The organism is Pedobacter chitinilyticus (assembly GCF_003313385.1).
GTDB lineage: Bacteria > Bacteroidota > Bacteroidia > Sphingobacteriales > Sphingobacteriaceae > Pedobacter > Pedobacter chitinilyticus.
Map to the genome: position 1 here is coordinate 87,388 of NZ_QMHN01000005.1, position 11,255 is coordinate 98,642.

At 40.6% G+C, this 11,255-nt stretch carries 10 protein-coding genes; 2 read left to right on the top strand and 8 right to left on the bottom strand.

What is annotated here, in order from left to right:
• Positions 1-36: 36 nt before the first annotated feature.
• The 5 genes from DUT70_RS15325 to DUT70_RS15345 form a co-directional block, all read right to left on the bottom strand.
• Complete coding sequence (locus DUT70_RS15325; RefSeq protein ID WP_113648243.1) at positions 37-1,578, bottom strand: flotillin family protein; 1,542 nt, start codon at positions 1,576-1,578, stop codon at positions 37-39.
• 1 nt (position 1,579) lies between these two features.
• Entirely contained in the window at positions 1,580-2,146 is a 567-nt protein-coding gene (locus DUT70_RS15330) for an NfeD family protein (protein ID WP_113648525.1), read from the bottom strand.
• Between the two features lie 90 nt (positions 2,147-2,236).
• Entirely contained in the window at positions 2,237-3,163 is a 927-nt protein-coding gene (gene rluF / locus DUT70_RS15335) for a 23S rRNA pseudouridine(2604) synthase RluF (protein WP_113648244.1), read from the bottom strand.
• Positions 3,164-3,315: 152 nt separating this feature from the next.
• Entirely contained in the window at positions 3,316-3,810 is a 495-nt protein-coding gene (locus DUT70_RS15340) for a DinB family protein (RefSeq protein ID WP_113648245.1), read from the bottom strand.
• A 90-nt stretch (positions 3,811-3,900) separates the two neighbouring features.
• Positions 3,901-4,590, bottom strand: a complete 690-nt coding sequence (locus DUT70_RS15345) for a helix-turn-helix transcriptional regulator (protein WP_113648246.1) — start codon at positions 4,588-4,590, stop codon at positions 3,901-3,903.
• A 126-nt stretch (positions 4,591-4,716) separates the two neighbouring features.
• On the opposite strand from DUT70_RS15345, the gene DUT70_RS15350 reads away from it, so the two are divergent.
• Together DUT70_RS15350 and DUT70_RS15360 are read left to right on the top strand one after the other, a co-directional pair.
• Positions 4,717-7,191, top strand: coding sequence for an ATP-binding response regulator (locus DUT70_RS15350; protein WP_113648247.1), 2,475 nt, complete (start codon positions 4,717-4,719; stop codon positions 7,189-7,191).
• Between the two features lie 412 nt (positions 7,192-7,603).
• Entirely contained in the window at positions 7,604-8,392 is a 789-nt protein-coding gene (locus DUT70_RS15360; protein WP_205529813.1) for a Cof-type HAD-IIB family hydrolase, read from the top strand.
• Positions 8,393-8,810: 418 nt separating this feature from the next.
• Here DUT70_RS15360 and DUT70_RS15365 read toward each other — a convergent pair whose 3' ends face one another.
• From DUT70_RS15365 to DUT70_RS15375, 3 genes are all read right to left on the bottom strand, one after another.
• A complete protein-coding gene (locus tag DUT70_RS15365) occupies positions 8,811-10,133 on the bottom strand; it encodes a sigma-54-dependent transcriptional regulator (RefSeq protein WP_113648250.1) in 1,323 nt (440 codons plus the stop codon).
• 77 nt (positions 10,134-10,210) lie between these two features.
• Complete coding sequence (locus tag DUT70_RS15370) at positions 10,211-10,516, bottom strand: hypothetical protein (protein WP_113648251.1); 306 nt, start codon at positions 10,514-10,516, stop codon at positions 10,211-10,213.
• Positions 10,517-10,944: 428 nt separating this feature from the next.
• Positions 10,945-11,255 (bottom strand): hypothetical protein (locus DUT70_RS15375; protein WP_317047821.1); only part of this gene is annotated, 311 nt, incomplete at its 5' end.

Below are 11,255 nucleotides of genomic sequence, written 5' to 3' on the forward strand. Positions count from 1 at the left end.
AATTCCGAAGCCTCAAAAGGTGCATTTATTTAAGTTTTACGCTTTAGGGTTAGTGCTGTTTGCATCAATGCTCGGCGTAATTTCTGCATCTTTATCCTCGCCCTTTAAATAGGTTGGCAAGTTTAAGCCAGCCATGTTAAATAAATCATTCAAAGGTGGTACAGTTTTCATCATGCCCGAAACAAAGTTTGCAGTAGAACCTGCTCCATTTTCGCCTGTTCCGTTGCCAGAATCCCAAACCGTAATTTTATCAATTTTGATGTTCTTCACCGCTTCAACCTGTGTTTTAACCAACTCTGGTAGTTTCTCAATTAACAATAATTGGAAGGCTTTGGTTGGATCGCCACCTGCTGCGGCTACTACTTCACGATAACCTTCGGCTTGTTTGGTTAAGATTTCGAATAAACCTTTCGCTTCGGCTTCCATTTTGGCGTAAATCGCATCGGCTTCACCTTTAGCGTTTTCTCTAATGGTTTCTGCATCAGCTTGTGCCTGAATAATCGCCTTTTGTTTGGCTATTTCGGCAGGTACCACAATATTGGCAATTTGTGTAGCTCTTTCTCTATCAGAACGGGCTTCCTCTGCTTTTTGCTCCGCTAAATATGATGCTTCCAAGGCTTTCGCTTGTTGCACTTTCTCTGCGGATACAGCAATTTTCAATGCTTCTGCTTCTTTCTCTCTACGCAAGGCATCAGAACTTGCAATTTCTATTTTTGCCTCATTTTCCCCTTTTACGGCAATAGCATTCGCTTCCGAAGTTTTGATACGGGTATCTCGCTCAGCTTCTGCTTTACCAATGGCTTCATCTTTAAATGCAGACGCGATACTGATTTCCCTATCTTTTTGGGTGATGGCGATTTTCACATCACGCTCACGTTGTGTTTCGGCAATTTGAACATCTTTTTCTCTATCGGCAATAGCTTTACCCGTTTCCCCAATTTTGGTTTGTTCGGCAACGCTGATAATAGCTTCGTTGATTGCTTTTGCAGCAGCTTCTTTACCCAACGCTTCGATGTAGCCCGATTCGTCTTTGATGTCGGTTACGTTTACGTTGATGAGTTTCAAACCGATTTTCTTCAACTCTGTATCTACGTTTTTAGAGATGTTATCTAAGAACTTATCACGATCTGAGTTGATTTCTTCAATGGTCATGGTGGCAATAACCAAACGTAGTTGGCCAAACAAAATATCTTTTGAAAGTTCTTGGATATCGGCAGGAGCTAAGCCTAGCAAACGTTCAGCAGCATTATTCATGCTGTCTGTTTCGGTAGAGATGGCGATGGTAAATCGACAAGGAACGTCCACACGGATATTTTGTCTACTTAAGGCGTTTACTAAGTTGGCTTCGATTGAAATTGGTTTTAAATCTAAGTAAGCGAAGTCTTGGATTACTGGCCAAATAAATGCACCACCACCGTGAATACATTTGGCAGAAGTGCCTCCAGTTTTTCCATAGATCACTAAAATTTTGTCAGATGGACAGCGTTTGTATCTTGCTAATAAGGCTGATAGCGTTACGAATACAACGATAACAGCAATTAAAATAATGGTAATAGGCGATTGTAAAAGGTTTTCCATACTATATTTTTTCTACGAGTACTAAGTTGTTACTTTCTATTTTTACGATTTTGATGGCAGCGCCACTGGCAATCTGGTCATCATTGGTAATGGCATCAACTTCCCTAAATGAGCCATTAATGCTTACCTGAATTTTTCCCATACCAGTTCTTTTTTCGGGGATGCGAAGATAAACCGAACCGCTTCTATGTAGTAAAGATTCGATTTTAAAGGAATTGTCTTCGGCCAATTTCTGTATTTGCCTGATGATGGCAAAGAAAATCAGAATAAAGGCAACACCTATCACTACAGAAAGGATAATGAGTATAGGCTTATTAGTGATTAAGCTATAAAATGAAATACCTGTCCAGCTAAAACCCAATAAGAAGTTAATTAGGTTCCTGAATGAAAAGAGCTGGAAAGGGGCATTAGCATGATCTAAATCTCCATCAAAATCAGCATCGATGCCATCCCCCGAATCGGCACCGATAAAAGTCATGATGGTTTGAATGATAAAGACAAGGCTTACAGGTATTGCTAAATACCAAAACACCCTAAGTAAGGGTTCAAGATTGTTTAGTGCGTCCATAGATTGCTTGTTGTGGTTTCTGGCTAAAGTAATTAAAAAAGCCGATTTTTGAAAGCTATCCAAGGAAAAAACGCTAACAAATGTGTGTTTTTACCTTCTTTTACCTCTTGAATTAGAATGGTTGGGTTTTGATTTGGCGTGGCCTCCTTTAGTGCTTTTATTGTTGGATTTGTTGCCAGATTTGGAGGAAGAGGTAGACCTCGATCTTCTGTCTACATTGGAACCTGCGTTATTCGGCTTGGCCTTACTGAAATTCCTTGATGGTTTTGCTACCGATGATTTTGGTGCTTTCGCCGTTTCCGAACTGGAATCTGCTAATAGTTTGTAAAGGTTTGCTTGTTCCTTTTCATCCAGTTCACGCCAATCGCCGATAGGTAAACCCTTAAGAGAAATGTTCATGATGCGCACGCGCTCTAGCTTGGTCACTTCATAACCGAAATATTCGCACATGCGGCGGATCTGTCTATTCAATCCTTGGATAAGGGTAATCCTGAAAATATGGCTGCCTTCTTTTTTGACCTTGCATTTTTTGGTCATTACACCTAAGATAGGAACACCCTTGCTCATGTCCTCTACAAACTGTTCGGTTACAGGTTGGTTTACGGTAACAAGGTATTCCTTCTCGTGATTGTTGCCTGCCCTCAAAATTTTGTTCACCAGATCACCATTGTTGGTCAAAAAGATTAAGCCTTGTGAATCCTTGTCGAGCCTGCCAATCGGGAAAATCCTTTCACTATGATTGACATGTTCCACAATATTATCTTTAACCCCAGCTTCGGTGGTGCTGGTTACCCCTACAGGTTTATTGTATGCAATAATGATGACGTTTTCGGCTTCGCGAGCAGCTATTTTTTGCCCATTTACACTTACTACATCACCAACAGTTACCTTGTCGCCAACTTTAGCCCGTTTACCGTTAATAAACACTTGGCCCAATTCGATAAATTTATCGGCCTCCCTTCTTGAACAAAGTCCGCTTTCGCTGATGTATCTATTTAAACGTGTAGTAAGTTCCATGATTAGCTTTGGTATTGATTTACAAATTAACCAATTCTAATCGGGATATGATGATAAGTAGGCCTACGAAGTTCAATTATGTTAGCTCTCTTCCCTAAGGAGAGTGTTGAGAGAGGTTCAAACTTCGTAGGCCTTTATGTTATGAAAGTGATTTAGAAAGACGTATCGGCACTTGGACCGTATGAACCTGGGATAGGAATATCTAACAAACGTAAGTACACCCCTAGCTGAGCTCTGTGGTGTGTAATTTGATTAAGGGATACCCTAATGATGCCATACTTGGTCATTTCGGCATGAATTTGTTCACCCGTGCGCAATATCCAAGGCTTGTCTAAATCTGCTTCGCTTAAGGTCGAAAGGCTTTCCAAACTTTCTTTGGTATTTTTCTCCATTAAGGCAACCAATTGGTCGTTATTGTCAGCCGTCGCTGGATTGTACGGAGCAGTAGCAAAATCAAGCTCTTCGGTTTCAATACCTAACTTAGGCCAACTGCTTAAATCAGCAATGTGAGTAACAAGGTCTTTCATTTTCATGCTTTTTTCGTGTGGCGCCCAATCTGATTTTTCGAAAGGAACTAAAGCTAAAAATTTAAGGGTAGTTGCAGTTTCGTTTGCCAACTCTTCTTTTAATTGATTGATCGTATTCATGTCTAAATTGTTTTGTTAAAACAAAGTTGCGACCTGCTACTGACAACCCTATGGCAGTGTGTTTTTGGGATGAAAATATTTTTTTAATTTTTAAAAATCAACGGGTAAAAACTTCATATACTCCTCTAAAGGCATGTGTTTTTCTTTCTTGAAAGGTTCGCAACGGTTCGTGATATCCTTGATCCGATCTACCTTAAAGTCGCGGTACTCATTGCGTAAATGACACCAAGCAATCAAATGCCAGCCAAAGGCATAAAAGATCAACCCGATGGGTTCAACCTCTCTTTTGCTTACTTCTTCCTTATTGTTTTTATAGCCGATGGTAATGCAATGTTTGGCGCTAATGGCATTTTGCAATTGGGCCAAATACTCAAAATCATTCTTTAACCGCTCGGGCAGCTGTAGTTTAATGTTTTGGTTCAGGCTTTCCAGCATTTCTTTCTGGTTGCTTTTAAGAACGTTCTTTACTTTGTCCAAAGCGCTGTGGTAATGTTGTTTGATGGATCTATCTGCAAAGCTTTCTAAAAAGCGTTCCATCATGAGTAAGGCTCCAGCCTCATCCGTATTAAACGAAACTGGAGGTAAAAAATAGCCTTGCACAATAAAGTAACCCTTGTTGGGTTCAAAGCTTAATGGAACCCCTTGTTCAGCCAATGCTTTCACATCGCGGTAAACCGTACGCACACTAATTTCGAACCTATCGGCAATGGTTTCGGCACTTACATGCTTTTTAGATTGCAGTAAAATAAGAATTCCAAAAAGCCGATCTATTCTGTTCATAACACAAATATAAAAGGCGTAGGCTTGGCTCGCAACCTTTGTTGAATTTATAATTGATGGAGAATTGTTACAATTATTTTAAATAGTTAAAACACTTTCGGTGCGTATTTTGTGGTTATTGTTAATATGGCTATCAAATCAGCAGCTCCCTCCCAAAAACGTTTTTTTACGGCTACCAAAGGTAAAGTTGTGCTTGGCTTTTTATTCGCTGGTTTGGCCCTGTTGTTGGCATGGGGGGTGAGTAGGTTTGTGTTTGGCGAAATATTAGTCACCGTAGAAAAAATTTCGGCGCCTAATGATAAGCTGCGGATTGTCAACAAGCTTTCGCACCAAATTGCCTCACTTGATCAGTTACAGGGAGAACCCAAAAACAACGTTAGCTTTTTTGCCGCTACACAAAAGCTCAGCCGAACGCTGGACACGCTAACGACGCTGTACGACAATGACCCCGAACAGCTGAAACGGATTAAGACTTTAAAAAATCTCCTGAAAGATAGGGACAAGCAATTTTTGCTTTATCTGGAAGTAAAAGAGAATTTGGTGAACACACAGTCGTTTTCAGAAGAAGTGGGAAAGCTGAACGAATTGTTTACGCAGCGTACTAGAGAAGCGGATAGTGCTGTTTTTACGACAGAAACCTCAACTTCTACCACCACCGTAGCGCCTGAAGAAGAACAAAAATCGAGAGGTTTTTTAGCGAGGCTATTTGGTAAGAAGAAAGCTGAGGTTTACAAAATCATTAGCGAAGAGTATAAGGTGAAGCGGGATACCTTAAATCCGCAGGTGCAGGATAGTCTGATACAGAATGTTGAGGCTACCCTTAAAACTATTGAAACCGAACAACAAAAAAAGAGCAAACGTTTCCTAAAAAAGGAAGCAGAACTGGCCAGCTCAAGCAGTGCCTTAACCAAGCAAATGCTCAACGTGCTCAAGGAAGTGGAGGCCGAGGCTCTTATGCAAATTGACTTAAATGGGGAGCAGGCTAAGGGGATTGTTAACGAAGGTGTTTTCCAGATCAAGGTCATCATCATTGCCTTTTTTGTCATTACACTGATTTTGGGCTCGCTCATTTTGGCTGATATTACCAAGAACAACAAATATCGATTAGCTTTGGAAAAGGCGAAAGAAGAGGCTGAGTATCACGGCAGGGCAAAGCAGCGTTTCCTCTCTAACATGAGCCATGAAATTAGAACGCCTTTACAGGCCATTTTGGGTTACGCCGAGTTTATCGCCAAGCAAGAAAATCCTAATAAGAAACACGTAGAGGCCATTCATCGCTCGTCGGTTCATTTACTGCAAATTGTAAACGAAGTATTGGATTATAACCGCATTACTTCTGGCGAGTTCAGCTTTCAAAAGGCTGATTTTGATTTGAAAAGATTGCTGGACGAGGTGATAGATGCCATGAAGCCCCTTGCGGAGAAGAAAGGCATCAGCCTGTTGGTACAATTTAATTTAGCTGCACAGCATTGGATGAACGGCGATCCGTTTAGGTTGAAACAAGTACTGTACAATTTGTTGGGCAATGCCATTAAATTTACTTTAAAGGGGCACGTGAAACTTACGGTAGATTGTAAACAGCACGACGATAACCTGCATTGTTACTTTACGGTAGAGGATACAGGTATTGGTTTTTCGGAAGAAGACCAAGAGAAAATTTTCAGGGAATTTGAGCAAGGAGGAAACCCCAATCACCAAGTGATTAACCAAAATGGAACAGGGTTAGGCTTGGCCATTGTAAAAACCTTGATTGATGCGCAGGGCGGAAGAATTAATGCTAAAAGTAAACTTGGAAAAGGAACTTCTTTTGTGGTTTACCTGCAATTTAAGCCAGCGCAAATGCCAACAGAAACGATCAGTTTGGAGAATGAAAATGCGATTGATCATCGTAAAGCGGTATGGGTGGTTGATGATGATCGATTGATTTTAGATTTGTGTGAGCTGATTTTTTCGACACATCAAATTCCTTTTAAAACATTTAGTACTGCCGAGGCGGTATTGGCCCAACCTGTAGACCAAAATTTGGCTTATGTGTTATTGGATATGCGTTTGGAAGGAGTAACAGGGATCGAACTGCACCACCAATTGCGCAAACAGTTGCCAGAGGAGGTAAAATATTACGCCATTACCGCACAGGTATTGCCTGATGAACAACAAGCCGTACTTGATCAGGGTTTTGAAGGGGTGATTATTAAACCTTTTAAGGCCGAAGATTTGTTAGCCTTATTTGCATTGCCCACTGATGAGGTCCAAAGTGTGGATTTTGACGATACTTCTTTACATAAAATGACGATGGGCGACCAAGCCATGATGGCAAAGATACTGGCCAGCTTTATGCAGGATTGTAAAGACGATCAGGAATTGTTGGAACAGGCCGTTGAAGATCAAAATCAGGCGCAGGCAAGGTTGGTTGTGCATCGTTTGGCAGGTCGTATTGCGCAAATTGGTGCAAAAGAGCTAGGTGCTGCTTTTAGACAGCTTGAACAGGAAGTAGCTAATTTAAACGGTATTGATGAAGTGTTGAAAACCAAGATCACCACATTAATGCAGCAGTTACAGTTATTGTTGCAGACTATTAAATTGCGTATCAGTGCCGCTTAAGGTCAAAACTTCGTAAGTAGGGTTAATGTTCTATCCAACAAGAGAACTTTTCTGGTCTACAAAGAAACTTTTCTGGTCGGCAAAGAAGTTTTTCCGACCTGCAAGGAAACTTTTCTGGTCAGCAAAGAAGTTTTTCTGACCTGCAAAGATATTTTTCTGGTCAGCGAAATAGTTTTTCTGATCAGCAAAACAATTTTTCCGACCTGCAAGGAAACTTTTCTGGTCAGCAAAGAAGTTTTTCCGACCTGCAAAGATATTTTTCTGGTCAGTAAAGAAACAATTTCGACCAGAAATCCTTTGGATCTGCCAGGAAAACTACCAAGTCTAACCATATCGGTGGCAGTTACGTTAAAGGAATGTTATCTTTTGCATTGATTTTGTGTGCCGAAATATGCTTTGCTACCTTTGCGATATGCAAAATCCATCCGTTAAAGCTGTTTTTTTTGATATTGACGGCACCTTATTAAGTTTTAAAACGCATCAAATTTCCGAGTCAACAGAACAAGCGATAGCTGCACTGCAAGCAAAAGGAATTAAAACCATTTTATCAACAGGACGATCCATTAACAGCATAGATCATATCAAATATTTAGATTTTGATGGCTTTATCACCTTTAATGGTGGTTATTGTGTAGCACCGCAAGGCGATGTATTGTTTAAGAAATGCATTGATGCTGCGGATATCCAAGCGATTTTAAATTATGCGAAGGAAAATGCCTTGAGTTTTTCTTTCATGTCGGAGAAGCAAATCAGTATACATGATGTAACACCCGAAATTGCGGGCATGTATGCCCACTTGAATTTGCCAGTACCACCTTTGGTTGATATGGATAATGTTGACGTTCATTCGGTATTGCAAACCAATATCTTTTTGGGGCCAGAGCAAGAAGCGGCTTTCATGCAAGCGGTAATGCCCAATTCGGTAGCTTCTAGGTGGACACCTTTATTTGCCGATGTTAACCCGCTAGGCCAAAGTAAAAAAGTAGGGATTGATGTTTTTTGTGAGCATTTTGGTATTAACTTGGCCGAAACCATGGCCTTTGGCGATGGTGGAAACGATATTGAGATGCTGAAACACGTAAATATAGGTGTAGCCATGGGCAATGCCAATCCAGAAGTGAAAGCCATTGCTGATTATATTACCGATGACGTAGATAGTGATGGTATTTGGAATGCATTGAAACACTTTGGGGTGTTGTAGGGAGTACTGCCTTGGAGCACTTCCTTTCTCTCTTCTGTAAGAGAGGCTATAACGCACTTCCAGTCCTCTCTCCTTTTTAAGGAGAGAGTTAGAGAGAGGTTTTTCTTTCTTATTTAATAACCCTCTCTGTCCTTTGGACATCTATTGATCGTTGTTGATTGTGTTTTGGCATCAATGAGCTCGCTGCGCTTCGGTTCTCCCTGATAGGGAGAGAGCAGTTATAGGTGAGTTAGTGCTTTTTTGTTCTTTTGCTGTGTCCATGCCGTAACGCACTACCAGTGCTTTCTCCAAAGCACCACAAATATTTGTTTGCTAAACCTTATTGAAGCGGCAGCTCCACAGCGAGCTGGAGAGCTTTGGACTACAGCGGAAAGAAGGGCTTTCGGGGGATAAGAGCTTTACAGTGGCTTTTCAAAAACTAATCAATTCCGTAGCGCTCCATTTTGGCGTAAAGCGTTTTACGGTCTATGTTGAGCAGCTTGGCGGCTTTGGATTTATTGTATTTTACCTTGGCCAGGGTTTCGGTAATGAGCGCTCGTTCGTTGCTTTCGTTAACCGCTTTCAGGTCAGAAGGATTGTCTAGAGGCACTTCGGTAGCCACGGCAATCTTCATTTCGTCGGGCAGGCTGTCGGCGGTAGCTACGGTGCTAGAGGTAAGCAGTACCATGCGTTTGATGACATTTTTGAGCTCGCGTAAGTTGCCTGGCCAATCGTATTTGAGCAGTAGCGATCTGGTGTCTTTGTCAATTTCTTTCACATTTCTGTCCAATTCTTGGTTGGATAGCTTCACGAAAAGGTCGATGAAAAGTTCCAAATCAATGCCCCTTTCTCGTAGCGGAGGTAATTGTATCTTGAATTCGTTTAAACGATGGTAAAGATCTTCTCTGAACTCACCGTTTTTCATGCTGTTGGCCAAGTCGTCGTTGGTAGCGGTAATTACCCTCACGTCAACCGCAATTTGTTTGTTGCTGCCAAGAGGTTGTATCACACGTTCTTGTAGTGCACGTAAAAGTTTTACCTGTACCTCGTAACTGAGGTTGCCAATTTCGTCCAAGAAAATAGTGCCGCCATTGGCTGCTTCAAATGAACCTTTTTTATCGGCAACGGCCCCAGTAAAAGCACCTTTAACATGGCCAAATAGTTCGCTGGCGGCTAGGTCTTTGGATAGTGCCCCACAGTCGATGGCGATGAAAGGTTTGTTTTTGCGTTTGCTTTGTAGGTGTAAGGTACGGGCGGCAAATTCTTTCCCAGTACCACTTTCGCCTTGTATAATTACCGACATGTCGGTGCTGGCGACTAAATCAATGTGTTGGTATAATCGGTTGGCTACCTCACTTTTTCCTCTAATAAAATTGTCGCTCGAAGTAGTTTTGGGCTTTTCCTTTTTTTGTAACGCATTGCTGATGATCATCAATAACTCATCAGGGTTAATGGGTTTGGTGATATAGTCGGCTGCTCCTAGTTGAATGGCCTTTACGGCTGTGCGCACATCATTGAAGGAAGTCATGATGATGGCAGGTACGGTTAGTCCAGTTTCACGTCGGTGGTTCAGTACATCGATGCCAGTGCCGTCAGGCAGTCGGTAATCAATCAATAAGAGTTGGAAATCTTCGTGGGCAATTAACTTGAGAGCTTTGGCAACATTACTAACGGTGGTAACTTCAAAATTGTTTTTGGTTAAAAAGCCTTCAATAATTTGAGCGAAAGTGCTGTCGTCTTCAATAATTAAAACAGATGCCATATATACAAAAATAAGAAAAGCCAGTATTATATAACTGGCTTTTCCTTTATTTAGTTTTAAGAAATGTAGATAGTTGATTATTCTACTGGTTTACCATCAGCATTGAATTTTAAAGAAGCAGTTTCTTCTTCTTTTTTCACATCAACTTGGAAGTACGACTTGCTGCCATCTTTTACACTGAATGCTGCGGTTGGAGTCCACGCTTTATATGGGTCTGTTTGTAGAACAGTTTTGATGGCTTCTGGTAATTCTTCTAATTTAATAGGAGTTTTAACCACGCTATCTTGAACGCTAACAACTTCTGCTTTATTAACTGACGCTTGTGCTTGAACTGCGGTAAATCCTGCGAATGCTACGATAGCTGCTACAAATAACTTTTTCATAATATCTAAATTTTAAGTTAATACATTTTGTGAATTATACTGAATAAGGTTTCATAATGATGCCAAAGCTTATATTTTATTTAAGTTATTGATTATTAGTGTTTTATTTTTTATGGTTCGAAATGAGAATGTGGAGTTTCTCTACAAAATGTTACCGAAAGAAACAGGTACCTGAGCGTGTTTTTTGTTAGTAGGTCAGATAGTAATCTCGTCGAAGTCGCTTGATATTTTTAGGTAGCTCTATATCATATTTAGAACTGTTTAAAGTTTACGTTTGATGGGGAAGCCAAACATCGCGATAAAGCCAAAGAACGTTGTTCCCGCCATTGGGGCATTTTCTTTAAACGACACTTTTAAAAAAAAATGGCAAAAAAATAAGCCAGAATAAATCTGGCTTATTGGTTTAGTTTTAACGATGTGTTTTGAAATTATTCTACTGGTTTACCTTCAGCATCGAATTTTAGAGAAGCAGTTTCTTGCTCTTTTTTCACATCAACTTGGAAGTATGACTTGCTGCCATCTTTTACGCTGAATGCTGCTGTTGGTGTCCATGCTTTATATGGGTCTGTTTGTAGAACAGTTTTAATGGCTTCTGGTAATTCTTCTAATTTAATAGGAGTTTTAACGACGCTATCTTGTACGCTAACAATTTCTACTTTGCTAACTGATGCTTGGGCTTGAACTGCGGTAAATCCTGCGAATGCTACGATAGCTGCTACAAATAACTTTTTCATAATAT

Excerpts from the sequence above, each read along its gene's own strand:
- DUT70_RS15340 (WP_113648245.1), bottom strand. The coding sequence starts at position 3,810 with ATGAATACGATCAATCAATTAAAAGAAGAGTTGGCAAACGAAACTGCA.
- DUT70_RS15330 (WP_113648525.1), bottom strand. The coding sequence starts at position 2,146 with ATGGACGCACTAAACAATCTTGAACCCTTACTTAGGGTGTTTTGGTAT.
- DUT70_RS15365 (WP_113648250.1), bottom strand. The coding sequence starts at position 10,133 with ATGGCATCTGTTTTAATTATTGAAGACGACAGCACTTTCGCTCAAATT.
- DUT70_RS15350 (WP_113648247.1), top strand. The coding sequence starts at position 4,717 with ATGGCTATCAAATCAGCAGCTCCCTCCCAAAAACGTTTTTTTACGGCT.
- rluF (WP_113648244.1), bottom strand. The coding sequence starts at position 3,163 with ATGGAACTTACTACACGTTTAAATAGATACATCAGCGAAAGCGGACTT.
- DUT70_RS15360 (WP_205529813.1), top strand. The coding sequence starts at position 7,604 with ATGCAAAATCCATCCGTTAAAGCTGTTTTTTTTGATATTGACGGCACC.
- DUT70_RS15325 (WP_113648243.1), bottom strand. The coding sequence starts at position 1,578 with ATGGAAAACCTTTTACAATCGCCTATTACCATTATTTTAATTGCTGTT.
- DUT70_RS15370 (WP_113648251.1), bottom strand. The coding sequence starts at position 10,516 with ATGAAAAAGTTATTTGTAGCAGCTATCGTAGCATTCGCAGGATTTACC.
- DUT70_RS15345 (WP_113648246.1), bottom strand. The coding sequence starts at position 4,590 with ATGAACAGAATAGATCGGCTTTTTGGAATTCTTATTTTACTGCAATCT.